The sequence below is a fragment of the Streptodolium elevatio genome (assembly GCF_053592165.1).
The window spans coordinates 265,540-292,203 of record NZ_JBSFVE010000011.1 but is presented as its reverse complement, the minus strand read 5'-3'; the positions used below and the strand labels follow the sequence as shown (position 1 = coordinate 292,203).

Here is a 26,664-nt window from a genome sequence, read left to right as displayed (position 1 = left end):
GTCAGCCGGCGGTCAGGCCGGTGTCGTTGTTGAGAATGGCGCCGTGCACGTTGCGCGCCTCGTCGGAGGCGACGTACGCGAACATCGAGGCGATGTCCTCCGGCTGCGCCATCGGGCGCGGCGTGGTCGAGCGGCCGACCATGTCCCAGTCGACATCGGCTGGCATCTGGTAGTTGGCGACGAGGTTCGTCTCGATGCCGCCCGGCGCGATCGCGTTAACGCGCAGCGGCGTCTTGATGAACTCCCAGGCCAGCGAACGCGTCAGCTGTACGACGGCGCCCTTGGACATCGTGTAGACGACGCTGTACGCGAGGCCCATGACGCCCGCGTTCGACGCGATGTTGACAATGTTGCCGGAGCGCTCCAGAAGGTGCGGGATCGCGGCCTGGCACATGAAGAAGTAGCCGTCGGTGTTGACGCCCATCATGCGGCGGTAGTCCGCCTCGGTCACCTCGAGCACGTGCTCGGCGCGCGCGATGCCCGCGACGTTGCCGAGCACGTCCAGGCCACCGAACTCGGCGACGCAGTCCGCCACCGCGGCGAAGCACTCGTCGCGCCTCGCGACGTCGGTGACGCGCGTCGCGACCTTGCCGGCCAGGCCGCCGGCCAGCTTGGCGGTCTCGGCCAGCGCGTCGGTGTTGATGTCCAGGGCGTAGACGTTCGCGCCCTCGGCCGCGAGGCGCAGCGTGGTCGCGCGGCCGACGCCCGATCCGGCTCCGGTGACGAGTGCGGTCTTGCCGTCGAACCGGCCGGGCACGTGGACTATCGACATGCGTTCACTCCAACGGATCAAGGCGAACCCGGGCACGGCTCGAACGACTGTGCCCCTGTGCTGACGGATCGTGCCACAGCCCGGCGCGACTCTCCAGACACGTGTGCGGAGCTCCCGGCCAGGGCGGGCACAGGCCGTGCGGACCGGGAGCGGGGCGGCGTCCGGAGTGCACCGGAAAGCGGGTCCGCCCGAGTCAGCCGCGGCCGCCGCCGCTGTCACCGCCGCCTCCCGGCGGGCCGCCACCCGGTCCGCCCGCGCCGCTGTTCTCCTTGGTGGTGTCGACGCCGAGGGTGAGCGTGCCCACGTATCCGGCCGACGGCGTGGCCGCCTGAACGGGCGTCACGGTCATGAGGCCGTCGGACGCACCTCCGCCGCCGTACACACTGTCGCCGTCGAGCTTGGTCGGCGTTCCGGAGTGCCGGTTGTACGGCGCGAGCGGGAACACCTCCCCCCCGAGGGAGTCGGGGAAGAAGAGCTGTCCCGTGAAGTTGACCTTGCCGCCTTCGTACGTGCCGTCCTGCTGCGCGCCACCGGTGTGCACCTTGACGTGGATGTGCATGACGCGCGGCGTGTACCAGCCGGGCACGATGGTGGTGAACTCCACCACGCCGTCGGCGCCCGCGACCTGGTAACCGCGCAGGTACGTCCGGTCGTTCGCGCTGCTGCCGTCCGTGTTCTCCGCGGGTACTCCGCCCCCGGGGCTCGCGGTGGTGAAGCCCGAGTAGTAGCCCCACGCGTCGCAGTGCCAGATCTCCACGGCCGCGCCGGCGACGGCCGCGCACGAGGCCGTCGTGTCCTGGACGGTCAGGCGCAGCCGGAGCGGGACGCCCTGCTTGCCCTCGGTGATGTCCTGGCGCACGAGTGCGTCGTCGAGGTGGTACGGCCCCTCTGTGGCGTTCGCGGTCAGCACGCACTGAGTGGTGGTGCCGGAACCGGACGCCTGCGGCGACGCCGAGGCGGACGGGGCCGCCCCCTCCTTGGCGCCGTTGTCGCCCGAGCCGTTGCCGGAGTCGTCCCCGCAGGCGGCGAGCGCCAGGCCGGCCGCCGCGGTGCCGGTCCCGACGACGAGGAACCTGCGCCGGGACATGTTGTTCGCTGTCATGCGCCGAGCTTCGCCGACGAGTGTGAAAAACCGGTGAGACGCGCCGGGCCCGCCCTCGGGCGGCCGAGCGCGGTCCCAGTGCGGTTCACAGGCGTGGCACGCGTCGGGATTCCTCACGATCTTCTTGTCCCGGCCGGGAATCCTGCCGTCAGGCGCCTCCGGGATCCTCGGCCCCGACGCGCCGACAGACCGCACGACCACGATCGCAGGAGCCGCCATGTACTCCCCCGGCGTCGCCCTCACCCCCCTCCCGCCGACACGGCATCTGCCGCGATTCCCGGGGCCGAGTGCGTCGTCCACTTCGGTGACGTCCGACCGGCCTTCGGGGCGGACGCGGGCGGCCGTACTTACCGTGCTGTAACGCGCGGAAGGAGACGATGGTCCCGAAGTCGGACGGCCTGGGGGTGGAGTACGTGCGCGTTCTCGTCGTGGAGGACCACCGCGAGTTGGCGGAGACACTGGCGTCCGGGCTGCGGCGGGCCGGGATGGCGGTCGACATTGCCGGTGACGGCGAGTCCGCGCTCGAACGCATCGCGGTCAACCGGTACGACGTGGTCGTCCTGGACCGCGACCTCCCCCGGGTACACGGCGACGACGTCTGCCGTACCCTCGTCGGACGCCGCTCCCCCGCAAGGGTGTTGATGCTCACCGCGGCCTCGACGATCGAGGACCGGGTGGACGGCCTTGAGGTGGGCGCGGACGACTACCTTCCCAAACCCTTCGCGTTCGCCGAACTGGTGGCCCGGATAAGGGCGTTGGGACGCCGGGCGCAACCTGACGTGCCGCCGGTTCTGGAGTTCGGCGACCTCGTGCTCGACGCGGGTCGGCGGCAGGCGCGGCGTGGCGGCCGGCAACTGGTCCTCAGTCCGAAGGAGTTCGCGGTCCTGGAGCTGCTCATGTCGGCCCGGGGCCGGGTCGTGTCGGCGGACGAGCTGCTGGAACGGGCGTGGGACGCGGCCACCGACCCGTTCACCAACACCGTGAAGGTGACGGTCAGCCGCCTGCGCCGCAAGTTGGGCGAGCCGCCGGTCATCGCAACCGTGGCCCAGGCCGGGTACCGGCTCTAGGGCGCCGGCGTGTGGACCATTCGCCTTCGTCTGACCGCGCTGTACGGGGCCCTGTTCCTCGCGGCGGGCGCGGTGCTGCTCGTCGTGACCTACGCCCTGGCGGCCGGTGCCCTGCCCTGGCAGGACGCGCGATCGCCCTTGGGCCCGCAGATACGTATCCGAGGGGTCCTGCCCGGCGACCCCGGCGACCCTTCGACCCCCGAGGAGTTGCTCGGCGAGAGCCTTGCCGAGCAGCGGGACCGGCAACTGGCGGACCTGCTCGCGGCGTCCGCGGTCGCGTTGGGCGTCATGGCCGTGCTGTCCATCGCGTTGGGCTGGCTGATGGCGGGGCGGGTCCTTCGCCCGCTGCACACCATGACGGTCACGGTGCGCTCGATCTCCGCGCGCGATCTGCACCGGCGCCTGGACGCCGGCGGGCCGCCGGACGAACTCAAGGAGCTGGCCGACACGTTCGACGGCCTGTTGGGCGACCTTCAGGGCGCGTTCGAGGCGCAGCGGCGGTTCGTCGCGAACGCCTCGCACGAGCTGCGGACGCCGTTGACCTACCAGCGCGCGGTGGTCGAGGTCGCTCTCGCCGACCCCGACGCATCCGTCGAGGACCTGCGGGCCACATGCGAGCGGGTGTTGGACGGGAGCCGGCGCCAGGAGCAGCTGATCGAGGCGCTGCTCACCCTGGCGCGCAGCGAGCGCGGCCTCGGCCGCCGTGCGGAGTTCGACCTCGCCGAGGTCGCCGAGCCGCTACTCGCCCGGTGCCGTGCGGAGGCGTCGGCCGGCGGTCGCCGGGTCGAGTCGGTGGCCGGCAGCCTGAACACCGCCCCAGTGCTGGGCGACGAGGCGCTGGTGGCACGGCTGGTCGCCAACCTGCTGGACAACGCCGTACGGCACAACGTGCCCGGCGGCCGCGTCGCGGTGGCGACGGGCGTCGAGAACGGCTGGTCCTTCGTCCGGGTCACCAACTCCGGCCCCGTGGTGCAGCCGGACCAAGTGGCCCTGCTCTTCGAACCGTTCCGCCGCCTGGACGAGGCGCGACTGAGCGATCGCGAGGGCCTCGGGGTCGGTCTGTCGATCGTCGCCGCGGTGGCCGCCGCGCACGGCGCCGCGCTGGGCGTCGTCCCGCGGCCCGAAGGGGGTCTGGACGTGCGGGTCGCGTTCGCCCCGAGCCCGGTCACACGCGCCGGGGTGCCGCACGCCGTCGTGGTCTGACGCGCGGCCCGCCGAGCGAGTCGCCGCTACGCGAACGCGCGCCGTACCGCCGCGTACATGTCCTCCCTCGCTCGCTCGGAGACCTCCGCGCCGGGCAGGAAGTTGGAGCCGTGGAAGGTGCCGGGGCGGTGGTGGAGTTCGACGGGTACGCCGGCCTGGAGCAGCCGCAGCGCGTACTCGATGCCCTCGTCGCGCAGTGGGTCGAACTCGTTCGCGGTGACGAACGCCGGGGGCAGGCCCGCCAGTTCGGTGGCCCGGCTCGGGGCGGCGTACGGCGGTACGTCGGCCTCGGCCGACCCGGCGAGGCCGCCGAGGTAGGCGCTCCAGGCGAGCCTGTCCTGCGGGCCGGTCCACAGCGGGGTGTCGGTGAACGCGTTCGCGGACACGGTGCCCACGTGATTGTCGATCATCGGGTTGTCCAGCAGTTGCAGCACCAACGCGGGGCCGCCCTTGTCCCGAACGTAGAGCGCCAGTGCCGCCGCGAGCCCCGCGCCCGCGCTCACCCCGCCCACCGCGATCCGCGACGCGTCGACACCCCAGCCGACCACCTCGGACGCGTGCTCGGCCACCCAAAGGAGCGCGGCGTGGGCATCCTCGAGACCCGCGGGATACGGGTCCTCCGGCGCCAACCGGTATTCCACGCTGACGACGACGCAGTCCGCCTCGACCGCGAGTGCGGCACAGGATCGGTCGGAACTCGCTATGTCGCCGAAGACGTATCCGCCGCCGTGGAACCACACCAGCACACCGCGCAGCGCCGGGTCGCGGTCGGGTGCGTAGACGCGTATCGGCACGTCCGGCCCGTCGGCCACGCCCGGGACGGTCCGGTCCGCGACCGTGACTCCGGGCAACGGTCCGGCCGTGGCGGCCAGTTGCGCCTGGCGTACCCGCTGCGCCTCGCGGAAGCCCACGGGATCGGCGACGTCCACCCTCGGCAACATCGGCAGCAGCGCGCGCAATTGCGGGTCGATGCGGTCTTCGGCGTGGCCCATGCGGTGGTCCTCCCAGGTGCGCGGCCGTACGCCGCGCGACGCTAACAGCGGAGTCCCACCGAATCCATGGCGGCGGACCGTGATCACGATCTCGCCGCCGGGCGGTGTTCCGGTCGCTCAGTGCCGCAGCGCCCGGCTCACCTGGGCGGTCACGTTCGCGGCCGGCTTGACGTGGCTGCGCGCGGTTCCGTCGCCTTGCTGCCCGGGTGCCACGTTGTCGATGTTCATCACGATCGTGTCCACCATGTCGCCGGACGCGTCGCGGAACTCGATCTGGATCAGGAAGTCGGCCTCCTTGTCGCCGGTGTTCGCCACGGTCACCGGTACGGAGAAGCGGCCGTCCGCGTCCTTGACGGTCTGGCCGACCTGGACCTGGTTCTTGGCGTCGACGCCGTTCTTGAAGTCGTCGAACTCGTCGCCCGCCCGGTTGAGCGCGCTCTCCACCGAGGAGACCGCGTCGCGTACGTCGTCGGGATTGCTGTCTTCGCCGCACGCCGTGGTGCCCAGCGCGAGCACCGCGGCGACCGAGAGCGCGCCCACGGACGTGCCCCACCGCCCGCGGCGTGTCCTGAGTTGAATCAGTCCGGTCATGCTCGCGCGCTACCCCGTACGCCCCGGACGAATCGCGCCCATACGCGGGAAAGGGCTGGTCGGCGGCGGATCGCCGATGGGTCGGCAGGGTCGGGTTTCTCCGCCGGAGAGTGGGTAAGGGCCCAGGAGTGGCCGGTGAGCGCCCGCAGAGGGGCCCGGCCGACAGGGCGGTATGTGCGCCGTCTGCCGAGGCACACATGTGCCCGGGGCAAGCCGCTCGCCTGAAGCAGCCGGGCACCCGCGGAGCCCTGACTCCCACGGGACCACTGTCAGGAGCGCGTGCCGAGCACGCGTGCTCCCGCGGTCCCGAGGGCCATCGACGTGCAAGGAGTCGATCCCGTGACCGATCCCGTGACCGTGCGGATTCGCGACGGCCGGACGTGGCCGCCTCGATTCAGCACCCAGGAACTGCGCGCGATGGGCAAGCAGGAGGCGCGCGCCCTCAGCGACGACCTGATCCGCGATCTGCGGGGTCTCGACCCGGAGTCCCCCCAGTACGGGGACGTGCGCGGAACGATCGTGCAACTGAACCTGCCGTTGGTCCGGTACATCGCGCGTGAGCACTCGCACAGGCGCGAACTGTACGACGACATCGTGCAGACCGGCATCATCGGCCTGATCAAGGCGGTCGACGCGTACGACCCGGACCGCGGCGTGGAGTTCGCGAGCTTCGCGCTGCCCACCATCTCGGGCGAGATCAAGCGCTTCTTCCGCGACACATCGTGGCCCGTGCACGTGGCGCGCGGTCTCCAGGAGCGGTTCCTCGCGGTGACGCGGGCGTCCGACCACCTGGAGCAGGAGATGGGCCGTGAGCCGACCACCAAGGAGATCGCGAAGCGGATCGGCGCCACCCCCGAGGAGGTGCAGGACGGGCGCGACGCGGGACGGGCGTACCTCGTCGACTCGCTCGACGCCGGCACCGGGGGCGAGCACGACGGCGACAGCGGGCCGCAGGGGCGTACGCCGCTGAGCGAGCGCCTCGGCTACGACGACCGCGAGCTCGACCTCGTGGACTTCCGGGAGTCGGTGAAGCCGCTGATGGGCGCGCTGGCGTACCGCGAGCGGCTGCTGCTGGAACTGCGGTTCTGGCACGGTCTGCCGCAGCGCGAGATCGCCGCGCACCTCGGGATCTCCCAAATGCACGTGTCGCGGCTGTTGGCCGCCACGCTCGCCTCGCTGCGTCGGCAGCTCGAAGGAGAGGCGCCGCAGGCGTCGTCCGAAGAGCCGCCCGGTGGTTCGTCTTCCGGTGGCGCGCGCGGAGCAGCGGCATGAGCACCACGCGGTCACACGGCATGCAAGGCTGGAGCACGACGGACGACGGGCACCGCGTACTCGTCGTCGACCTGGACGGAATGCCGGGCTCGGTCCGCGACGCGCGGCATGCCACCACGGAGTTCCTGGCGGGCGTACGCGTGGGCCGCCGACTCGACGCCGCGGACGCCGCGGTGACCGATGTGCTGTTGGTGGTCGCGGAGTTGGTGGCGAACGCCTGCCGGCACGCACCGGGTCCCTGCCGACTGACGGTCACCCTGACGAACGCGGCGGCGGAGATCGCCGTGCAGGACACCGCGCACGGGTACTTGCCGATCGCGGGGCGGCGCGGCAGGCCGACGGGCTACGGGCTGCTGATCGTCACGCGCCTGACCGGCGGAATCCATGTGCTGCCGGCGCCGGACGGGAAGATCGTACGGGCGACCGTGCCGCTGCCGGGGCGGTGGCCGAGACCGGTTCCGGTGTGACGGCCGGCCCTGACACCGATCCGCACCGGCCTCGGCTGCGCCGCAGTGCCCCGCATTGACTGGCCCGCATTGACTGGCGATGGACTGACCCGCGCTGCCCGATCGGGTTCCGCCCCCGATCAGGTCCGTCTGATCTGCTTCCATGGCCTGCTCGCGCATCTGCGCGCGGCTGCGTCCCGTCCCGCAGCCGCATGGTGAACGGCTGCGGGACGGGACGCAGTTGTAGTCGCTAGTCGATCCGAGTGCCCGGTGGGGTGGTGCCGCTTCGCACCGTCAGCGCCCGGTGATCAGTGCCGGATGAGGTGGCGGAACCGCTCCTTCATGTCGGCGGTACGCGACGGCTTGCCTTCGGTGGTGGTGGTATCGCCCTCGGCGGTCTTGCGGGCGGTACGCGCCCGGCTCGCCTCGGCCTTGCGTTCGGCCTTCTCCGCGGCGCGGGCCTGACGGGCCTCGACGCGGGCCTCGCGGGCCGCTTCCTTGGCCGCCCGGTCGGTCTCCGCGAGGCGCGAGGAAATCGCGTCGCGTTCGGCCTGCGTGCGGTTGAGCTGTGCGTTCGCCTCTCGCGCCTCCGCAGAGGCGTGCTTGGCCTGCGCCCGCGCCTCCCGGAGATCGGCCATGCGGTGCCGCGCGTGCACACCGCCCACGGTCGTCATCCAGACGGAGAACGCGAAGACCAAGGCGAGGGCTATTCCGGCCAGGAAGACCTGGAGGCTGCTCATGGTCGCGATGTCCTGGTCGAACAGCGTCACGGTGTAGTCCGGAGTCCCGGTGCGGTTCTCGGATATGAGCAGCAACGTGAAAGCGCCGGTCGCCATCAGGAGCAGGAGTCCCAGCAGCAACATGTCCGCAACCCTTCGGTTATGAGGTGGAGTTCGGGGCGTCGCCGCCCCGGTGCGTGGCCCCCCGTCTCTCTGTGCTGCGGCTGCCCCGGATCGGCGTCGGGTAACGCGAATGGCGCGAAGGGCCGTACGGGAAGCGGCCGAACGGGTGGTCTCGTGCCCGCCGCGGGCGCGCCGCGGCGTCGCCTGCCGAAATTCGGACGGTCCGGAAGGTACATCTGAAGCGTGTGTGGATGGGGTCACTCCGGGCCGTCGTGAAAGCGGCGGCCCGGAGCCTCACCATCCGCAACCGGGGACCGTCGGCGTGCGCGCCCGGCGGATCCGCTGCCCGGACGCCGCCACCCGAATGCCGCCGAAGTACGCCCAGGGGCAGGGGATTTACGCCGGGTCGCGGTCGCCCTTGCGGCGGTCGTCCTTGAGCGTTCCGGGCGGAACCTCGTCCCCCCAGTGCGCCTTGCGCGCCCAGCGGAACGCGTCCTTGTGGCTCTTCGCGACGACTGCCTCGCGCATCTCCGGCGCCTCGCAGACGGTGAGTCGGATGTGGCCGGGCCGGATCTGCGGGGCGCGCAGAACGCGGGCCGACGCGTGTGCCGGATTCTGGCGGGAGGCCGACAGGTAGGCGAACTTCTCGTCCTCGAAGCCCAGTTCGCCGCCCTTGACGACGCGGTGCACGCCGGACCTGGTCACGCGCGTGGCGAAGTGGCACCAGTCGTCGCCGGTCATCGGGCACGCCGCGTCGGAAGGGCAGGGGGCACTGATGGTGGCCCCGGCCGCGATCAGCCGGTCGCGCACGCGGCGCAACCGGGCGAAGCCCGCGGGGGTTCCGGGCTCGACGACGACGAGTTCGCCGCGGGTCAGGTCCCACCAGCGGTCCACGGTCTCGGCCAGGGTGTCGTCCGGGAGTTCGCCGAGCACGAAGGAGGCTACGACCAGGTCGGCCGGTTCGGCGGGAGGCGCGGAGACGGACGCGCGGTGCCAGGTTGCGGCGCGTACCGCGGCCGAGGCCGAGCGCGCGGCGAGCCGACGGCCCGCGTCGATCATGGCGGACGCCTGTTCCACGAGGGCCGCGCGGCGGAGCGACGGGAAGGCCTCGGCCGCGGCCCAGACCGCGGTGCCGGGCCCGGCGCCCAGGTCGAGCACGGAGGCCGGGTGCCAGTCGGGACGCCGGCGTACGACCGCGTCGAACACCGCCCGGTCGACCGCGAGCGTCGCCGGAAGCCGGGCCGCGAGGTAGGCGTGCACGTGGCGTTGCGTGAGGCGGGAGTCGTCGGGTGTCGCGCCGCCGCCGCGGTAGAGGTCGGACAGCTCCTGGTACGCCTGCGCGAGCCCGCGCGTGGCGTTGCCGATCTCCGCCGCGACGGCGGTGGCGAGGTCCGAGGTGGTGCCCGTGGTCTCTCCCGCCGGGTCTGCGGAACGGTGCGCCGGCGGTGCTGGGCTCATGGCCGCGACTTTATCAGCGGGGAGGGGGACGTTCGTTGCCCCGGCGCCGACCCGAGCACGACCGCGCCGACGCACCGGCACGAAGCCGGGCAGGACAACAGGTGCGAGACGCACGGCGTGGGCGCCGCCCTCCCCGACACGGCAGCGCGCACCCGCGGGGGGCGCGGGTGCGCGAGCCGGGCATTGCGGCCTACAGGCGACGCGCCGGGTGCATGCGCGCGGTTCGGCGGTCGATGAGCGGGTCAGCGGGAGACGCCTCCGCCCGCGCCGCGGCGGCCGGCGCCCGCACCGATGCGGATGCGGCCGAGGCGGGCGCCGATGCCCACGCCCCCGCCTCCTCGGGTGCGACGGCGGCGACGGCGCGGCGTGACGGCGCGCACGATGCTGCGGACTCGGGTTCCGATCGGCATGACTGCCTCTCGTCGGGCGCCGCGTCCGGTCGGGATGCGGCGCGTCGGATGAAGTCTCTTGCTCGCTGCCCCGGTTCCGGCCGGACATGCGCAATCCGCAGTCGGTTGACCCGGCTCAGGGGTTGATCGCCAGGACGATGTACGCGGCGAGCAGCGACAGGTGCACGCCGCCTTGCAGCGGTGTAGCGCGCCCCGGCACGACGGTCAGGATGCCCACCACCACGGTCAGCGCGAGCAGCACCATGTGGGTGCTGCCGAGTCCGAGCAGAAGGGGGCCGTCCAGCCAGATCGAGGCGACGGCGACGGCGGGAATGGTCAGTCCGATGCTCGCCATCGCCGACCCCAGGGCGAGGTTGAGGCTGGTCTGCACCCGGTCGCGCAGCGCGGCCCGGACGGCGGCGATGGACTCGGGCAGCAGGACCAGCAGGGCGATCACGACGCCGACCACGGCGTGCGGGAGGCCGGCCTTCTCGACGCCGGACTCGATCGTCGGCGAGACCACCTTCGCCAGCCCGACGACCGCGACCAGGGCGAGCCCGAGGAGGCCGAGGCTGGTCCACGCGTCGCGCGTGGTCGGCGGGTGCTCGTGCTCCTCCTCCTCGATCACGTGCCCTTCGGAGGTGACCGGCAGGAACTCCTCGCGGTGGCGCACGGTCTGGGTGGCCACGAAGAGGGCGTACAGCAGGGCGGACGCGATGGCGGCGAAGACGAGTTGGCCGGGGGAGAACTTTGGGCCGGGGCTGCTGGTGGTGAAGGTCGGGAGGACGAGGCTGAGTCCGGCGAGGGTGGCGACCGTGGCGAGGGCCGCGCCGGTGCCCTCCGGGTTGAACCGGGCGACGCCGCCGCGCAGTGCGCCGACCAGCAGGCTCAGTCCGAAGATGCCGTTGCAGGTGATCATCACCGCGGCGAAGACCGTGTCGCGGGCCAGTGAGGCGCTCTTGTCGCCGCCGTCGGCGCTCAGGGTCACGATCAGCGCGACCTCGATGACGGTGACGGAGATCGCGAGTACGAGTGACCCGTACGGTTCGCCCACCCGGTGTGCCACCACCTCGGCGTGGTGCACGGCGGCGAGCACCGCCCCCGCGAGCAGCGCGGCGGCCACCGCGACGACCCAGCCGGGCACGTCCCGCCCCCATGTGAGGACGAGCGCGACGAGGGCAAAGGCGGGTACCACCGTCGTTCGCTGGAACAGGACGGAGCGCGAGCGAGTCACCATGCCCGTTTGTTTCCCGTAAAAATCTTGCTCACGCGTTTAAACGGCCCATGCGGTGTATCTCACGCTGCAACTGTCACCCGAACGGCGTCTCGCGGACCGCCGAAACCGTCCCATCAGCGACGTTGCGACTATTAGTCATATAGCTAGCAGCGTTAGTTCAGTTTGTGGATCCGTGGCTTCACCCAATGTCCCGACGGACACGTCGTCCTCGGCGCGCTGAGCGTGGTGTGCGTGTTCCCGGTGTACTGGATGTACATCGTCGCGTTCCGCGAGCCCGGCACGGCCCTGGGGCAGTCGCTGCTGCCGTGGCCGGTGAGCCTGGAGAACGTGCGGCACGTGTGGGACGCGATCCCGATGGACCGCATGCTCGCCAACACGTTCCTGGTCGCGCTGCTCAGCGCGGTGGGCCAGACCCTCATCGCCCTGCTCGCGGCCTACGCGTTCGCCGCCTGGCGGTTCTTCGGACAGCGCGTGCTCTTCCTGCTGTTCGTCGGAACGTGGCTCGTGCCGTTCCAGGTCACCATGATCCCGAACTACGTGACGCTGTCGAAGCTGGGGCTGCTGAACACGCTGTCGGGCATCGTGGTGCCGACGCTCTGCTCGGCGATGGCCGTGCTGATGCTGCGTCAGCACCTTGCCGCGTTCCCGAAGGAACTCCTCGACGCGTCCCGCATGGACGGCCGTACGTCGTGGGGGACGCTGTGGCGCGTCGTGGTCCCCAACATGCGGCCCGCACTCGCGTCGCTGTTCATCCTGCTGTTCATCTCCGCCTGGAACGGGTACTTCTGGCCCACGATGGTCCTCCAGCGCTCCGACTCCGTCGTCCAGGTCGGCATCCGCGGCTTCATGGGCGCCGAGGGCAACAACTGGGGTGCCCTGATGGCCGCCTCGGGCCTGGCCTGCCTGCCCATCCTGCTGCTCTACGTGGTGCTCCAGCGCCACGTCATCGACGCCTTCGTCCGTTCGGGCCTCAAGTGACCGGCCCCGCTTCTCCGAGGAGCCACCGGGGCGGCCGGCGGCGAGTCGGCGGGCGCCGCACCGGCCTGGCCGTCGCCCTTCGGCGCGCGCGAGTTCGGCCTCTGGTACGCCACGATCGCCGCCCAGGGCGCCGGCCATCTCGCGGACCTGGTCCGGGCGTTCGCCCACCCGGCCGCATCCCCCGCCCTGGTGCACTGCACCGCGGGCAAGGACCGCACCGGCATCGTCGCGGCCTGCGTGCTCGACCTGCTCGGCGCCGACGAGGACACGATCGTCGCCGACTACACGCGCACGCAGCTTGCGCTCGACGCGATCCGCGCGCACACGACGGCGGTGCTGCCCGGTCTCGCGGGCCGAGCGGTACCCGCGGCGATCCTGAGCGCGGAGGAGGAGACGATACGCACCTTCCTCGCCGAAGTGGCCAGCGAGCACGGCGGGTTCGGTCCGCTCCTGGAGCGGCACGGCATCACCGACGCGGAGGTCGGGGCCCTGCCGGCACGGTTCCTCCAGCGCTGAGGCACCGCCCCCGGGGATCGCGGATCCCCGGGGGACGCGCCGAAGACGTCAGACGGGGGCACGGCGCAGGCGGCCCTGCACCGGGAGGCTCTTCACGCCCGCGAGGAAGACCGAGCGTATGCGCACCGGTTCGCCGACCACGTCGAGCTTGGCGTACGCGGCAAACAGCTCGGTGAAGAGCAGCCGCAGCGTGAGCCGGGCCATGTTCGCGCCGATGCAGTAGTGCGGACCGGCCCCGAAGGCCAGGTGCCGGTTGGGGCGCCGGGCGACGTCGAACACGTCGGGGTCGGTGAACACGCGGCGGTCGCGGTTGGCCGACGCGAGGAAGGCCACGACCGGCTGGCCTTCCGGGACGACGACGCCGGACAGCTCGACGGGGCGCCGCGTGGTGCGCATGAAGTAGCGCGCGGGTGTGGCCCACCGCAGGCTCTCCTCGATGCCGCTGTCGAGCAGGTCGGGCCGGGCGGCCCAGGCCGCGTACCCGCCGTTCTCCGCGAGGGCCATGACCGTGGCGACCGGGACCTGGGACAGCGTGACGGCGGCGCCGAGCAGCAGGCTGTAGCAGTTGGACACGATCGCGGCGGGCGGCATGCGCACGCCGTCGTGCCGCATGCCGAGCATGATCCCCACGAGGTCGTCGCGGGGATCGCGGGCCCGGGCGCGGACCAGGTCGGTGAAGTACGCGAACAACTCGCGGTGCGCGCGGCGCAGCGTCGCCGCGGGACCCTCCGGCAGCATGAGGTCGGGGTCGTCCTCGGCCGAGGCCGTCATCGCCAGCCGGGCCAGGTGCGGCCGGTCCGCCTCGGGGAGCCCGAGCAGCAGGCCGAGGACCACGAGCGGCAGGTCGCGCATGCCGGCGGCGAAGTCGAAGGGACCCCCGTCGAGGGGCAGCAGGGCGCGGATGCCCGCGCGTACCTCGCGTGTGTGGGCGTCCACCGACCTGACGCGCATGGCCTTGTGGAGGGGTGCGCGCAGGGCGTCGTGCCGGGGCGGATCGGTGGCCGCCATCTGGTGCCCGGCCGCCGGGTCGGGCCTGCCGATGAGGCTCAGCAGCGTGCCCCGCTCGGAGGTGAAGACCTCGTGGTCGCGCAGGATGCGGTCGACGTCCGCGTAGCGGGTGGCGGCCCAGAAGCCGAGGCCCGCGTCAGGACGCGGGCCGCCGGCCCCCTGGCCCCGGGCGGCGTGAGGGGCGCCGACAGGCTGCCAGTACACGGGGTCGTACGCGCGCAGCGCCCGCCACACGGCGTGTGGGTCGTGGTCGGCGTACAGACCGGGATCGGCCAGGTCGGGAACCGCGTGCCGGTTCATACCCCGGCCCCGGCGGATTTCAGGGCCTCCTCCACCGCCTCGGCCAGCGTCGCGACCGTGGGCGAGAGGAAGAGTGCGGCGGCCGAGATCTCGACGCCGAACTCCAGGTCGACGTCGAGTTGCACGCGGGCGGCGAGCATCGAGTCGCCGCCGAGTTCGAAGAAGTCGTCCTCGATGCCGACCGGGCCGAACCGCAGGGCCGACTCCCAGAGCCGGACGAGGCGTTCCTCGAGGCCGGTGCGCGGTGCCGCGTAGTCGGTGGTGATCCCCGCCTCGACGCGGGCCTCCTCGTCGGCCGCTCCCGGGTCGTGCGCCGCGCCAGGCCGTACGACGTGGTGGTTTTGTGCCATCCGTTCCCCCTGCGGTTGTCCACGTCACCTCACTCTCCCAGCGGGCCTCTGCGGGAGGATTGGATAAATCCGACATGCAAGCGGCCGCGCCCGGCCCGCGGCAGATGCCTTCGGCGGGGCCGCGGGCCGGGCGCCCCGGGGCCGGACAAGGACCGGACAGGAGCCGGACAGGAGGCGGACAGGAGGCGGTGCGGGGCGCCTCGGCCCGGCCGGCGCGGGCCGGACCGGGCCGGACCGGACCGGGCCGGACCAGACCGGCTCGGGCCCTGCGATTCGGCGGCGCGGCGAGCAACGGTCAGGCGTGGCCGAGGAGTTTCCGGGCGTACTGTTCGACGCGCGTGCCGTCGAAGAACCGCGGGTTCATGCCGCCGTGCAGGCGCACCGTGTTGTCGCACGCGAACTCGCGGAATTGCGCGGGGGTGAGGTGCCCGTGCTCGACCAGTTCGCGGGCCTCCCCGACGACTTCACGCATGTCGGTGACGTCCCAGTGGCCGATGTCGGAGCCCAGCAGCGGGCGCAGCACGGCGCCGCAGGGGTTGAGGGAGTCGGCGTACGCCCAGGCGATCGTGGGGTCGTCGGCCTCGCAGCCGAAGTAGAAGCGCTCGAACATGCGGGCGATGTCGGCGGGCGATGCGATGCCGCTGCCCCGGTAGTCGTCGAGGTCGGGCGGCGGGTTGTCGGCCTGCCCGCGCAGTCCCGCGGCCAGACCGGGGGCCGCGAAGTGCGTGCCGCCGTGCCGGGCGAACAGGTCGTCCCAGAGCGCGGCGTCGAGTCCGGCCGGGTCGAGTGCCGCGATGTTCGGGCCGCCGCGCTTCTCCCAGTGCCCGACGAGGTCGGCGAGGAGTTGTACGCCCCACGAGACGCCGCCTTCCAGGAAGGCGAAGTTCAGCGTCGGGAAGCGGTGGGCGACGCCGCCGATGACGAGGGCCTTGGCGAAGGCCTCCCCGCCGGCGGCGAAGGTGCCGATGTGGTTGTGCACGTAGCGGGTGGACGACTGGCGCAGGCCGATGCCCATGGTGGGGGTGTGCACGGTGACGGCGACGCCGAGTTCGACGCAGCGGCGCCAGAGCGGGTCGTAGTCGTGGACGCTGTCGAGTGCGAGGACGTCGTACCAGCGGGCACCCGCGGGGCCGCCGGGGACGGGGCGCGCGACGATGTTGTTGACGAGCACGGCCTTGAACCCCAGGCTGCCGACCGCGTGTTCGAGTTCGGCGATCGCCTCGTCGGGGGTGTGGGTGGGGACGACGGCGGCCGGGGTCATGCGGTCCTGGAGCCCGTCGGTGAGTTCGGCGAGGTAGGTGTTCACGCCGCGGCAGGCGCCGGCCCGGATCGCGTCGTCGGGGTGGCCGGAGGCGACGAGGCCGACGCTGGGGTAGAGGACCGCGAAGTCGAGCCCTATCTCGTCCATGCGCTCGTGCAGCAGGGCGGGCAGGAAGGCCGTCGCCCGGTCGAGGGTGTTGCCGGGCAGCGACCACCAGGGCGGGATCCAGGTGCCCGGGCGGCGTTGGTCGCCGGTCAGCTCGGCGAGGCGGCCGTCGGTGCTGCTGCGCGAGGCGTAGGTGGGCGACGAGCCGAGGAAGTGGTCGGCCGCGTCCGGTCCGGCGACCTTGCGGATCACCTCGGTGAGGACGGGAAGTGCCTCGACGATGTGGCCGTCGCCGTCCACGACGGGATGCGGTGTGCGGTCGGCCTGCGGTACGGCCGCGCGGGGCGTGTGACGTGCGGATTCAGGTGCGGGCATGGGCGCCAGTGTCGGCCGGGCGCGGTGAGAAGGGAAGCCGATTCCCGCACGATTAGCGAACGATTGTTTCGATTATTCGACCCTTCACAGTTTACCCGACGAAGCACTGTAGACATCTGACGCAGTGTCAGTTAGGCATTGCCCCTGCACTGCACGTGTCAACGGACGTGCGACGCCGGAATCGAAGCGGAATCGGATACTCCTGTTCCGTGGCGGGCCCGGACGTTCCGTACGACAGCTCCCGGAAGGACGTACGACATGGCCCCTGCGAACTCCCGCGGCCCACTCGGCCGCCGCCGCCGCGCACTCGTCGCCGCGGCGGCGGCGCTCACCGGCCTGTTCGCCGCCGCCTGCGGAGGAGGCGGCGGAAAGGGCAGCGACGGCGTCGACCCGGGCGTCACCGGCGCCGCGAAGTCCGGCGGCACCCTGGAGGTCATCTCGGTCACCGACATGGCCCGGGTCGACCCGTTCGGCGCCATCAGCAACTACTACACGGACAGCTCGCGGCTCAACGCGATGTACGACTCGCTCTTCTACAGCGAGCCCAAGACCGGCAAGCCCCTGCCGCAGATCGGCGAGAGCCTGGTCCCGGACCCGAGCGGCCAGGTCTGGACGCTGAAGATCAAGCCGAACGTGAAGTTCACCGACGACACGCCGTACGACGCGGCCGCGGTGAAGTGGACGTGGGACGAGCACAAGAACCCCGAGCGCCGCTCGCTGGTGGCCGGCTCGGCCGCCGCCATCGACAAGACCGAGGTCGTCGACCCGCTGACCCTCAAGATCACGCTCAAGGCGCCGAACGCCAACTTCGACCGCGTCGTGGCGTCGTCGCTGGCCTTCATCCCGTCGCCGACCGCGCTCCAGAAGGACCCCGCCGGCTTCGCGGCAAAGCCGGTCGGCGCCGGGCCGTTCGTGCTGTCGGAGTGGGCGCGGGACAGCAAGATGGTGTTCACCAAGAACCCCAAGTACTGGCAGGGCCCCGACAGGCCGGTGCTCGACAAGGTCGTCTTCAGCGTGATGAGCGACAGCACGCAGGCGCTCAACAGCGTCGCCACCGGGGGCAGCGACCTCAAGGTCTCGGCGAGCTCGACCGACGCCGCCAAGGCGCGTGACCTCGGGCTGGGCGTCTCCCAGGTGCCGGTGATCGTGGGCGAGGCCATCGTGTTCAACTCGTCCAAGCCGCCGTTCGACGACCCGCGCGCCCGCCGGGCCGTCGCGCTGGCGCTCGACCCGAACGAGATGAACAAGATCGCCTTCACCAACCAGGGCGTGCCCAGCTCCAGCCTGTTCCCCGCGGACAGCCCGCTGGTCAAGCCGGACGCGCCGAAGCTGCCGTCGGCGAACCGCGTCGAGGCGCAGAAGCTGCTCGACGAACTCGCGGCCGAGGGCAAGCCGCTGAAGTTCACGTACCTCGTGCCGCAGAACAACCAGGCGACGAAGACCGGCGAGTACGTCCAGACGCAGCTGAACGGCCTGAAGAACATCGAGGTCAAGACGCAGGCGATGGCGATCGTGTCGTACACGCAGGCGGTGCGCGTCAACCGGGCGTTCGAGGCCGCGCTGCACAACTGGACCGTCTCGGACGTCGAGCCGACCGTCTACGCCTATCTGCACAGCTCCAGCCCGACGAACTTCCTGGGCTACAAGAGCGCAGAGACGGACGCCGCGCTGGAGCAGGGCCGCAAGACGAACGACCCGGCGCTGCGGCAGGAGGCGTACACCGCGCTCATGGCCTCGGTGTCGAAGGACGTGCCGCTGTGGCCGTACCAGGAGGGCCGCATCACCGTGTTCCACAAGACCAGCGTGGCCGGGCTGCTGCTCAGCAACGACGGCGTGCTGCTCATGGACCGGCTCGGGCGGCGCTGACCAGCTGACTGGGCTGACCGGTCCGGTCCGGAAAACCCGACCCAGAAAATACAGAGAAAAGCGATAAAACGGGAGGTTCCCACCTCCGCTGTGGCGTCCGACAATGGAACGACCGGGGACGCGGACAGCCATCCGAGCGGAGGTGGGGACCATGCCCGCCATGAAGCACTGGACCGTGGACATCTACCTGACCGAGAAGACCGGCGTCGACGAGTTCGACGGCGGGATCTCGGTACGCACACACGCCGAGGCCCGGCTCGACACGGGCTCGGGCGACGCGCTGCGGGCCTGGGGCAACGCACGCAAGCACCCGGCCGACCGTGACGTTCCGCAGATCGGCGACGAGCTTGCCGCGGCCCGCGCGCTGTCCGACCTGGCGCACCGCATGCTGCACGCCGCGGCGGCGGACATCGAGGCCGCCACCGGGCAGTTCGCCTCGCCGCGCGTCTGAGGGCACACGCGGCGGGCCGCGTCGCGCGGGGCGCGCCACTTGCGGGCCCGCGCGCCGCTGCTGTGCGCCCGCACGCCGTTGATCATGGGCATGCCGCGGCCGTTACCTGGGAGCGCGGGCGTACGACCGGTTGGTCAGCGGGAGCTGCCTTCGCGGGCCGTCCCCGGGGCCTCGGCCCGGACCACGCCGTCGGGGCCCGCGCGTCGAACAGCGCACCGGCCGGAGGGGAAGCCGATGTCCATCGCAGCGGAGCCCGAGCAGACCGAAGAACAGGCCGCCCGACTGAGTCTCAGTACGGCGGCCGCGCGCAACCTTGCCACCACCACCAAGTCCGCACCGCAGATGCAGGGGATCAGCTCGCGCTGGCTGCTGCGGATGCTTCCCTGGGTCCAGGTCGACGGCGGTACCTACCGCGTCAACCGCCGTCTCACGTACGCCGTCGGGCGCGGCCGCGTCGCCTTCGTCCGCGAGGGCGCGGAGCTGCGCGTCGTCCCCCCGACCCTCGCCGAACTGCCCGCGCTGCGCGGCGTCGACGACGAGGACCTGCTCGCGGAACTCGCGTCGCGGTGCACGCAGCGCGAGTTCGCGCGCGGCGAGGTCATCGTGGAGGCCGGATCCGCGGTCGACGAGATCCTGCTCGTCGGGCACGGCAAGGTCGACCGGTTCCGGCCGGGCAAGTACGACCACGACAGCGCGGTCGGCTCCCTCGCGGAAGGCGACCACCTCGGCGACGAGGCACTGACCGACCCGGACGCCACCTGGGACTTCGGGGTGCGCGCCGCGACCGCCGGCACGCTGCTTGCCCTGCCCGCCGCGGCGTTCCGCGAACTGGCCGTCCGGTCAGAGGCGCTGGCGGCGGCGCTCGAACGCTTCCGCGCCGACGCGGGGCAGCCCGCCAACCACAAGGGCGAGGCCGACATCGCCCTCGCGTCCGGCCACGACGGCGAGCCGGACCTGCCGGGCACCTTCGTGGACTACGAACTGGCCCCGCGCGAGTACGAGCTGAGCGTCGCGCAGACCGTGCTGCGCGTGCACAGCCGGGTCGCCGACCTCTACAACCAGCCGATGAACCAGGTCGAGCAGCAGTTGAAGCTGACCATCGAGGCGCTGCGCGAGCGCCAGGAACACGAGGTGGTCAACAACCCGGACTTCGGACTGCTCCACAACGCCGACCCCAAGCAGCGCATCCAGACGCACTCCGGCCCTCCGACACCCGACGACATGGACGAGCTGCTCACGCGGCGGCGCGGCACCAAGCTCCTGATGGCGCACCCGCGGACCATCGCCGCGTTCGGGCGCGAGTGCAACCGGCGCGGGCTCTACCCGGACCACCTCGACGTGGCGGGCACGCGCGTGACGGCGTGGCGCGGCGTACCGCTGTTCCCCTGCGACAAGATCCCGATCGCCGACGGGCACACGTCGAGCGTGCTGGCCATGCGCACGGGTGCCGACGACCAGGGTGTGGTCGGGCTGCACCAGATCGGCATCCCGGACGAGTACGAGCCTGGGCTCAACGTGCGCTTCATGGGCATCAACCCGAAGGCGGTCGTGTCCTACCTGGTCAGTACCTACTTCTCGGTGGCCGTCCTGGTGCCGGACGCACTGGGGATCCTGGAGAACGTCGAGATCGCCCGCCCCCGCGCGTAGCCGCGTCGGCCGCGAGCCCACACGCAGGGGCCCACACGCGGGCCCGCGCACCGCGGTTCGTGGCCCTCGGACACCGGCCTAGCCGATCCTTCCCGGTCCGGCGGGCAGGCGGCGCAGGCCGCGCGGGACTCCGCGCATTCCGTACTGAACGCGGGGCGGCGCGGCGGCGACGGGTACCGTGGCCGCGTGGTGACCAGGCGTGGGGGACGAGGGGTACGAGGGCCGGTGGCGGTCGGTGCCGCTCTCGCGGTCTTACTGGTTGCGGGATGCGGTTCCGGGTCCGGCTCCGGCGCGGACGCCAGGGCGAGTGCCGCGGTTTCGGACGGCAGCGCGGCATCGCCGGAAGCGCCCGCACCCCTCTCCCCCGCAACTGGATCGGACGGCACCGCCTCGTCCACGTCCGCGCCCCCGGCGGTCCCGGCACCCGCCGCCTCCTCCACGACGGGCGCCCCGGGCGCTCCGGGTGCGGCCACCACGGCTCCCCCGCCGGCCCCGGCGCCGCCCGCGCCAGGTACCCCCGCCCCTCCCCCGGCAGCGCGCCCGGGCGCCGCTCCGGCCGCGAACACGCCGTTCGACTACCAGATCGGCGGCCCGTACCAGCCCAAGGCGGGCGTGGGCGTCGTGGTGCGCGACCGCGGGGCGGCACCGCTCGGCGGCGCGTACAACGTCTGCTACGTCAACACCTTCCAGGCCCAGCCGGACGCCACGGCGTGGTGGGAGAAGCAGCACCCCGACCTGCTGCTGCGCGACGGCGGTGCGGTGGTGATGGACGAGGACTGGGGCGAGGCGCTGCTCGACGTGTCGACCCCGGCCAAGCGCGACGCGCTGATCGCGGTGGTCGGGCCGTGGATCGACGACTGCGCGCGCCGCGGCTTCCAGGCGGTCGAGGCGGACAACCTCGACTCGTTCGGCCGCTCGCACGGCAAGCTGACGCTCGCGCACAACGCGGCGTTCGCGAAGCTGCTGGCGGCCCGCGCGCACACGGCCGGCCTGGCGTTCGCGCAGAAGAACACCGTGGAGATGGTCGGTCAACGGGCTTCCGTCGGCTTCGACTTCGTGGTGTCGGAGGAGTGCGCGAAGTACGACGAGTGCGGTGCCTTCGCCGCGGCCTACGACAACAAGGTCTTCGTCGTCGAGTACGCGCGTGCCGATTTCGACACCGCCTGCCGCGGCTTCGCGGGCCGGCTGTCGATCGTGCTGCGCGACCGCGACGTGACCGCACCCGGGCAGCCGGGCCACGTGTACGCGGCCTGCTGAACGGGCTCAGCGGTAGCCGTCGGTGTCGGCGGGCTTTCCGGGGTCCTGGACCTCGACCAGGTAGCGCCATGCGTCGGGGCGGCTGCCGTCGAGGTCGGTGAAGCCGTACTCGCGGGCCAACCGGCCGCTGGACAAGGACCGGCCGTTCCAGCGCGCGACCTCGGGGTCCGCGGCGAGCGCGGCGACCGCGCGGCCGACGTACGACGGCGTCTCGGAGATCGCGAAGTGCGGTGCGCGCTCGGTCGCGTCGCGCCAGTTCTCCTCGGTGACGCCGTACGCGTCGAGCATCATCTCGGAGCGCAGCCAGCCGGGCGTGAGTGCGACCGCGGTCGCGCCGCGCGGGCCGAGTTCGTGGCCCAGCGTGAAGGCCATCCGCAGCACGGCCGACTTCGCGATGTCGTAGAAGTAGGAGTTGCGGTAGTTGGCCCCGTTGTACTCGGCGGTGCCGTCGGTCATCTCCACCACCAGGCCGCCGGGCGTGCGGAGCATGAGCGGCAGGGCGAAGTGGCTGGTGATCGCGTGGGTGTCGAGCGCAAGGCGCCAGAGCCGCAGGCCGTCGTCGAGGTCGTGCTCCCACACCGGCTTGTCCCACGCGAACAGCCCCTCGCCGCCCCAGACGTCGTTGACCAGGATGTCGAGGCGGCCCTGCTCGGCGTCGATCCGCTCGACGAGCGCGCGGACCCGGTCGGGCTCCAGGTGGTCGGTGGGTACGGCGATGCCGTGCCCGCCCGCGGCGGTGACCAGGTCGGCGGTCTCCTCGACCGTCTCGGGCCGGTCGTACTCCGAGCGGTGTCCCCGCGTGCTGCGGCCGGTGGCGTACACCGTCGCCCCGGCCGCCCCGAGCTGCACCGCGGTGCCGCGCCCGGCGCCGCGCGTCGCCCCCGCGACGAGGGCGACCTTGCCGTCGAGGGGTTTCGCGGACATACCGGGACTCCTGGGGATCGTCGGACGCTACGCCGGACCGCTGCCCGGTTTCGCGGCGTCTCGAACCCCGGTCAGTTCTCCGACGTGCCGTGGATGCGCGCCAGGATCTGCGGGTTGGTGACGTGCACCGGGATGTTCTCGTCGTCGAACAGGCCGAGCCGCTGCAGCGCACCGCCTTCCACCGGCAGGACCGCGCCGGTGGTGTACGCGGCGAGGTCCGAGATCAGGAACAGCACCGCGCCCGCGACGTCGTCCGGGGTGCCCCGCCGGCCCAGCGGCACGCCGCGGCCGGCGACGGCGGGGTCCTGCGGGGCGCTGGTGGCCCGGGGCGTGGTGATCGAACCGGCCGCGACGGCGTTGACCCGGATGCCGTAGCGGCCCCATTCGAGGGCCAGCGTGCGCGTCAGCCCGAGCACGGCGGCCTTCGCCGTGCCGTAGCCGACGTGATACGGCGCGGCGACCACGCCGCCGGTGGAGGAGATCGTCACGATCGACCCGTCGCCGCCCTGCTCGACGATGCGCCGGGCGACCGCCTGGGACAGGAACATCACGTGGTGCAGGTTGAGGTCGAGCGCGGCGTCCCACTGCTCGCGGCCGAAGTCCAGGGCGGGGGCCCAGTGCGGGATCAGACTGCCGCCGACCACGTTCACCAGGCCGAACAGGGTGCCGGGGGCGGCGTCGACGACCGCCTGGACGCCTTCCGGCGTACCGATGTCGGCGTGTACCCGCACCAGTTCGCCCGGCAGCTCGATCGCGTCGAGGCGGTCCTGGTCGCGGTCGACCGCGACGACCACGGCGCCCGCCTCGGACACGGCCCGCGCGCAGGACGTGCCGATGCCGCCCCCGCCGGCTCCGGACACGATGACGGTACGGCCGTCCAGGCGCAGTCGGTCGGTGATCACAGGTTCTCCTCGGGCAGGTTCGGACAGTGCGGTCGGACGCGCGGCACACTGCGGTGCCGGCGTCCGATTCGGGGCCGGTGTGCGGTCGGGTCAGCTGCCCTGCGCGGCCCGCAGCCGCGGGAGCACCTCGGCGCCGAGCGCCCGGATCTGCTCCCGTGCGGCGTCGGCGGTGACCCCGGGCACCTGCACCCGGAGGTTCAGGCAGGTCGCTCCCGTGTCGCGCATCGTGGCGGCAAGCTCCTCCGCGAGGGCGGCGGGGTCGTCGTGGCAGACGAACCCGGTGTCGCGCCAATGGCGTTGGGCCGCCTCGGGCGTGTACGAGGCGTAGACGTCGCGCTGCCGTTCGAACGCCTCGCGCGGCGGGTCGCCCAGCCACACGCGGCGGATCAGCACGCGCGGGTGCTGCCCGCCGGCTTCCACGTAGCGCTCCGTCAGTTCCCGGATCCGCGCCGGGTCCGAGGCGCCGTCGTAGATGATCCCCGCGCCCGAGGCGGCCGCGCGGCGCACGGCAGGCGGGCTCATCGCGGTGCTGATGACCGGGATTGGAGCCTTCGCGCACGCGGCCAGCGCGCGGTCGCCCTCCAACTCCCCCAGCTCTTCGCCGCGCAGCATGCGCGCGAGACGGGGAAGGCCGTTCCGGAAGCGGGGCATGGCGTCGTCGCGCGGGACGTCCATGACGTTGAAGTCCAGGTCGAGCGCGCCGGGCGCGACGCCGACCCCGACGCGGCCGGGATGCCGTACGGCGAGCCACGCCACCTCTTCGGCGAGCATCGCGACCGGGCGCAGCGGCAGGAGCACCGGGCACGCGGCCGCCCAGCCGCGCGGCATGCGGTCGAGCATCCACCCGGCCACCTGCAGCGGATTGGGCAGGTAGCCCGCGAACCCGCCGTGGTGCTCGCTGGTCATGACGCCGTCGAACCCGGAGTCGGACGCCGCGGCCGCGTGCCCGAGGAGTTCGGCCGCCACGCCTGGCGCGTCGAGTTCGTTGTGCGGATAGATCCGCAGGGATATCGAGCCGTCCGCGAATGCCGCCGAGGATGCCGCTGCCACGCCGAAGCCTCCAGTCGCCGCCCCCGACGGAATTTGATCAAGCAACGGCCGGAGCGTAAACCGGTCATCTGTTGATGACAAGGCCCATCGCGCGACGCGACGGCAGGATGTGCGGGCCGCGGCTGCCACGGCAGGCCGTGCCCGTTCGCGCGCCGTACGCGCTTCCGCGGGCCTCGGAGGCAGTACCGTCGACGACGTGACCCGCGAGTTCCTGCCGCCCGAGCAGTGGTACGAAACCCTCCCCACCGTGTACGCCTCGGCCTGCGGCTTCATCACCGACGCCCGCGGCCGGGTGCTCCTGGTCAAGCCCAACTACCGCCCGTACTGGGCGCTCCCGGGCGGCCTGGTCGACGAAGGAGAGCTCCCGCACGAAGCGTGCGTCCGCGAGCTGCGCGAGGAGCTGGGCCTGACGCTCGGCGCGGGCGCCCTGCTGGCCGTCGACTGGGCCCCGGCGGAGGGGGTACGCCCGCGCCCGATGGTGAACTGGCTTTTCGACGCGGGGGAACTCGACGCGGACACGATCGCCCGGATCCGGCTCCAGGAAGACGAACTGGACGACTTCGCCCTGGTCGCTCCCGACGACGCCAAGGACTACCTGCCCGGTCACACGTCCCCGCGCGTGGCGGCCGCGCTCACCGCGCGGCGGGAGAACCGCACGGTCTACCTGCCGCGCTGACGTTCCCGGCGCGCGCCGAAGTCCCCCGTTGGCCCGAAGGCAGGCCCCGCGGCAGGGGGTAACTCTTGACGCGCGGGCGTGCGAGCTGTCCGTACCGCCCGTGTCAGGCGACGAGTGACGGGACTCGAACCCGCGCATCGCGAAGCGACGGCCTCCTGCGGGTGCGGCGGCGACAACCACCGCGCGTGCTCGGCCCGAACGCGCGCATCGGAGAGCGGCCGGGCACGGGCGGTTTGCCCGCGTCCGGCGGCACTCCTCTTCTACTGCGGCTACGGCTCGTTGCCCGGATCCTCCCCTCGCGCCCGGCGGATCGCGCCGGGGTCCAGGCGGAAGGCCGGGGTGAGGTCGGCCTCGTCGTAGTAGCGGTGGTACACCGGGGTGAGCCCGCCGGAGACCGGCGGGACGATCCAGCTCCAGTCCGCGGGGCACACGCGGCCCGCGTCCTCCTCTTTGCGCACATGCCGCAGGAATCGGGCCGATTCGGTGTGGTGGTCGGCGATCGTGGCGCCGGCGCTGTCGAACGAGTGCAGCACCGCGCGGTTGAGCTCGACGAGTGCGCGGTCACGCCACAGCGTGCGTTCGCTGGAGGTGTCGAGCCCGAGCAGGCGCCCGATCTCCGGCAGCACGTCGTACCGGTCGGCGTCGACGAGGTTGCGGGCGCCGATCTCGGTCTCCAGGTACCAGCCGTTGAACGGGGCCGCGCCGTACGAGATCCCGCCGATCTCCAGGCGCATGTTGGAGATCGCCGGGATGGCGTGCCACAGGAGGGCGAGTTCGCCGACGGAGGTGTACTCGGGGTGTTCGATGGGGACTTCGTGCACCGCGTCGGCGGGCAGTTCGAACCAGGTCACCGGGTCCTGGTCGGTCTCGACGAGGAGCGGCAGGACGTCGAAGCGCGTCCCGGGCCCCGCCCAGCCGAGCTTGCGGGCGAACTCGGTGATGCCCGTGTTGCGCCCGTCGCCCAGCCGGGTGCCGTCGTCGAGCTCGTATCCCGCGTACCGGATCAATTGCTCGTTCCAGATGCGGACCCGGCGCCCGGTGGGGCTGTCGGGGGCGAACACCGTGATGGTCGGCCGGATCCGGCCGCCCCGCCACGTGGTGCGCAGGTGCTCGAAGCATTCCGCGGCCACGCTCGAAGCGCGGTGCACATGGCGCCGGTCGCGGATGTGCAGGCTGTTCCAGTACAGGCGGCCGATGCAGCGCGCCGAGTTGCGCCACGCGACGCGTGCGCCCCAGGTCAGTTCGGCGTTGGTGTGGACGTAGGTCCCGGTCTCCTCCAGTTGGGTGCGGACCGCGTGCCAGCGCTGTTCCAGGCCCGGCGTGTCCGTCTCCTGGTGGTACTGCTCCACGAAGTCCCTGGCCTGCGCGTACTCGACAGGACTCGACGCGGGCCGGGGCGGGGGGACCGCGGCGGGCGGCGGGACGGTTGCCGGGGTTGCCGGGGTTGCCGGGGTCGCCGTCGCCGCCGGGGCCGCGGTGCCCGCCGCGGGCGGAACGGCAGGGGGTGGCACGGCAGGGGGTGGCACGGCGGCGGGCGGTACGGCGGGACGCGGCGGCGGGGACGGCTTCGGCGGTGCGGTGGTGGTCGGGTGGATGAGTTGGTCGGTCAACATGCTCCTCGTACGCG

The 26,664-nt window shown here is 72.4% G+C and carries 26 protein-coding genes; 11 read left to right on the top strand and 15 right to left on the bottom strand.

Annotated features, from left to right (window positions below):
* Nucleotide 1 precedes the first annotated feature (1 nt).
* Entirely contained in the window at nucleotides 2-772 is a 771-nt protein-coding gene (locus ACWD12_RS21885; RefSeq protein WP_450100917.1) for an SDR family NAD(P)-dependent oxidoreductase, read from the bottom strand.
* Between the two features lie 193 nt (nucleotides 773-965).
* Nucleotides 966-1,874 (bottom strand): intradiol ring-cleavage dioxygenase, encoded by a 909-nt coding sequence (locus tag ACWD12_RS21880; protein WP_450100916.1) that lies wholly within the window; start codon nucleotides 1,872-1,874, stop codon nucleotides 966-968.
* Nucleotides 1,875-2,287: 413 nt separating this feature from the next.
* Between ACWD12_RS21880 and ACWD12_RS21875 the strand changes: the two genes are divergently transcribed.
* Nucleotides 2,288-2,941: a response regulator transcription factor gene (locus ACWD12_RS21875; RefSeq protein WP_450100939.1), complete on the top strand. Its 654-nt coding sequence runs from the start codon at nucleotides 2,288-2,290 to the stop codon at nucleotides 2,939-2,941.
* A 9-nt stretch (nucleotides 2,942-2,950) separates the two neighbouring features.
* Nucleotides 2,951-4,144, top strand: coding sequence for a sensor histidine kinase (locus tag ACWD12_RS21870; protein ID WP_450100915.1), 1,194 nt, complete (start codon nucleotides 2,951-2,953; stop codon nucleotides 4,142-4,144).
* A gap of 26 nt (nucleotides 4,145-4,170) precedes the next feature.
* Here ACWD12_RS21870 and ACWD12_RS21865 read toward each other — a convergent pair whose 3' ends face one another.
* Nucleotides 4,171-5,136, bottom strand: coding sequence for an alpha/beta hydrolase (locus ACWD12_RS21865; protein WP_450100914.1), 966 nt, complete (start codon nucleotides 5,134-5,136; stop codon nucleotides 4,171-4,173).
* A 117-nt stretch (nucleotides 5,137-5,253) separates the two neighbouring features.
* Nucleotides 5,254-5,727, bottom strand: coding sequence for a hypothetical protein (locus tag ACWD12_RS21860; RefSeq protein WP_450100913.1), 474 nt, complete (start codon nucleotides 5,725-5,727; stop codon nucleotides 5,254-5,256).
* A gap of 339 nt (nucleotides 5,728-6,066) precedes the next feature.
* On the opposite strand from ACWD12_RS21860, the gene ACWD12_RS21855 reads away from it, so the two are divergent.
* Together ACWD12_RS21855 and ACWD12_RS21850 are read left to right on the top strand one after the other, a co-directional pair.
* Complete coding sequence (locus ACWD12_RS21855; protein ID WP_358353798.1) at nucleotides 6,067-6,999, top strand: sigma-70 family RNA polymerase sigma factor; 933 nt, start codon at nucleotides 6,067-6,069, stop codon at nucleotides 6,997-6,999.
* Nucleotides 6,996-7,466 carry an ATP-binding protein gene (locus tag ACWD12_RS21850; RefSeq protein ID WP_450100912.1) on the top strand — a complete coding sequence of 157 codons (471 nt, stop codon included), beginning with the start codon at nucleotides 6,996-6,998 and terminating at the stop codon, nucleotides 7,464-7,466. Before ACWD12_RS21855 ends, ACWD12_RS21850 begins: the two co-directional genes overlap by 4 nt.
* Before the next feature lie 287 nt (nucleotides 7,467-7,753).
* On the opposite strand, the gene ACWD12_RS21845 is transcribed toward ACWD12_RS21850, so the two are convergent.
* The 4 genes from ACWD12_RS21845 to ACWD12_RS21830 form a co-directional block, all read right to left on the bottom strand.
* Nucleotides 7,754-8,308 (bottom strand): hypothetical protein, encoded by a 555-nt coding sequence (locus ACWD12_RS21845; protein WP_450100911.1) that lies wholly within the window; start codon nucleotides 8,306-8,308, stop codon nucleotides 7,754-7,756.
* Nucleotides 8,309-8,683: 375 nt separating this feature from the next.
* Nucleotides 8,684-9,745, bottom strand: coding sequence for a small ribosomal subunit Rsm22 family protein (locus ACWD12_RS21840; RefSeq protein ID WP_450100910.1), 1,062 nt, complete (start codon nucleotides 9,743-9,745; stop codon nucleotides 8,684-8,686).
* 242 nt (nucleotides 9,746-9,987) lie between these two features.
* Nucleotides 9,988-10,155: a hypothetical protein gene (locus tag ACWD12_RS21835; protein ID WP_358353789.1), complete on the bottom strand. Its 168-nt coding sequence runs from the start codon at nucleotides 10,153-10,155 to the stop codon at nucleotides 9,988-9,990.
* 115 nt (nucleotides 10,156-10,270) lie between these two features.
* Nucleotides 10,271-11,371 (bottom strand): calcium:proton antiporter, encoded by a 1,101-nt coding sequence (locus ACWD12_RS21830; RefSeq protein WP_450100909.1) that lies wholly within the window; start codon nucleotides 11,369-11,371, stop codon nucleotides 10,271-10,273.
* A gap of 162 nt (nucleotides 11,372-11,533) precedes the next feature.
* On the opposite strand from ACWD12_RS21830, the gene ACWD12_RS21825 reads away from it, so the two are divergent.
* Together ACWD12_RS21825 and ACWD12_RS21820 are read left to right on the top strand one after the other, a co-directional pair.
* Complete coding sequence (locus tag ACWD12_RS21825; protein WP_450100908.1) at nucleotides 11,534-12,349, top strand: carbohydrate ABC transporter permease; 816 nt, start codon at nucleotides 11,534-11,536, stop codon at nucleotides 12,347-12,349.
* 114 nt (nucleotides 12,350-12,463) lie between these two features.
* Nucleotides 12,464-12,865, top strand: coding sequence for a tyrosine-protein phosphatase (locus ACWD12_RS21820; RefSeq protein WP_450100938.1), 402 nt, complete (start codon nucleotides 12,464-12,466; stop codon nucleotides 12,863-12,865).
* Nucleotides 12,866-12,913: 48 nt separating this feature from the next.
* Here the strand turns inward: ACWD12_RS21820 and ACWD12_RS21815 are convergent, their stop codons facing one another.
* From ACWD12_RS21815 to ACWD12_RS21805, 3 genes are all read right to left on the bottom strand, one after another.
* Entirely contained in the window at nucleotides 12,914-14,173 is a 1,260-nt protein-coding gene (locus tag ACWD12_RS21815) for a cytochrome P450 (protein WP_450100907.1), read from the bottom strand.
* A complete protein-coding gene (locus tag ACWD12_RS21810) occupies nucleotides 14,170-14,523 on the bottom strand; it encodes a phosphopantetheine-binding protein (protein WP_450100906.1) in 354 nt (117 codons plus the stop codon). Before ACWD12_RS21810 ends, ACWD12_RS21815 begins: the two co-directional genes overlap by 4 nt.
* A 295-nt stretch (nucleotides 14,524-14,818) precedes the next feature.
* Nucleotides 14,819-16,264 (bottom strand): amidohydrolase family protein, encoded by a 1,446-nt coding sequence (locus tag ACWD12_RS21805; RefSeq protein WP_450100905.1) that lies wholly within the window; start codon nucleotides 16,262-16,264, stop codon nucleotides 14,819-14,821.
* 258 nt (nucleotides 16,265-16,522) lie between these two features.
* Between ACWD12_RS21805 and ACWD12_RS21800 the strand changes: the two genes are divergently transcribed.
* The 4 genes from ACWD12_RS21800 to ACWD12_RS21785 all read left to right on the top strand — a co-directional run bounded on the left by ACWD12_RS21800 (nucleotide 16,523) and on the right by ACWD12_RS21785 (nucleotide 21,485).
* The gene (locus ACWD12_RS21800; RefSeq protein ID WP_450100904.1) at nucleotides 16,523-18,130 is read left to right on the top strand and encodes an ABC transporter substrate-binding protein; all 1,608 of its coding nucleotides are present in this window, start codon (nucleotides 16,523-16,525) and stop codon (nucleotides 18,128-18,130) included.
* Between the two features lie 151 nt (nucleotides 18,131-18,281).
* Entirely contained in the window at nucleotides 18,282-18,581 is a 300-nt protein-coding gene (locus ACWD12_RS21795; protein ID WP_450100903.1) for a DUF1876 domain-containing protein, read from the top strand.
* 234 nt (nucleotides 18,582-18,815) lie between these two features.
* On the top strand, nucleotides 18,816-20,228 hold the full coding sequence (locus ACWD12_RS21790; RefSeq protein ID WP_450100902.1) for a family 2B encapsulin nanocompartment shell protein: 1,413 nt from the start codon (nucleotides 18,816-18,818) through the stop codon (nucleotides 20,226-20,228).
* A gap of 186 nt (nucleotides 20,229-20,414) precedes the next feature.
* Nucleotides 20,415-21,485, top strand: a complete 1,071-nt coding sequence (locus ACWD12_RS21785; RefSeq protein WP_450100901.1) for an endo alpha-1,4 polygalactosaminidase — start codon at nucleotides 20,415-20,417, stop codon at nucleotides 21,483-21,485.
* Nucleotides 21,486-21,491: 6 nt separating this feature from the next.
* Here ACWD12_RS21785 and ACWD12_RS21780 read toward each other — a convergent pair whose 3' ends face one another.
* The 3 genes from ACWD12_RS21780 to ACWD12_RS21770 all read right to left on the bottom strand — a co-directional run bounded on the left by ACWD12_RS21780 (nucleotide 21,492) and on the right by ACWD12_RS21770 (nucleotide 24,361).
* Nucleotides 21,492-22,409, bottom strand: coding sequence for an SDR family oxidoreductase (locus tag ACWD12_RS21780; RefSeq protein WP_450100900.1), 918 nt, complete (start codon nucleotides 22,407-22,409; stop codon nucleotides 21,492-21,494).
* Nucleotides 22,410-22,480: 71 nt separating this feature from the next.
* On the bottom strand, nucleotides 22,481-23,311 hold the full coding sequence (locus ACWD12_RS21775; protein ID WP_450100899.1) for an SDR family NAD(P)-dependent oxidoreductase: 831 nt from the start codon (nucleotides 23,309-23,311) through the stop codon (nucleotides 22,481-22,483).
* Between the two features lie 90 nt (nucleotides 23,312-23,401).
* A complete protein-coding gene (locus ACWD12_RS21770) occupies nucleotides 23,402-24,361 on the bottom strand; it encodes an LLM class flavin-dependent oxidoreductase (RefSeq protein ID WP_450100898.1) in 960 nt (319 codons plus the stop codon).
* Between the two features lie 196 nt (nucleotides 24,362-24,557).
* Here ACWD12_RS21770 and ACWD12_RS21765 point away from each other — a divergent pair, with 196 nt between their 5' ends.
* Nucleotides 24,558-25,037: an NUDIX hydrolase gene (locus tag ACWD12_RS21765; protein WP_358353757.1), complete on the top strand. Its 480-nt coding sequence runs from the start codon at nucleotides 24,558-24,560 to the stop codon at nucleotides 25,035-25,037.
* Nucleotides 25,038-25,306: 269 nt separating this feature from the next.
* Here the strand turns inward: ACWD12_RS21765 and ACWD12_RS21760 are convergent, their stop codons facing one another.
* The gene (locus tag ACWD12_RS21760) at nucleotides 25,307-26,650 is read right to left on the bottom strand and encodes a nitric oxide synthase oxygenase (RefSeq protein ID WP_450100897.1); all 1,344 of its coding nucleotides are present in this window, start codon (nucleotides 26,648-26,650) and stop codon (nucleotides 25,307-25,309) included.
* Nucleotides 26,651-26,664: the final 14 nt, after the last annotated feature.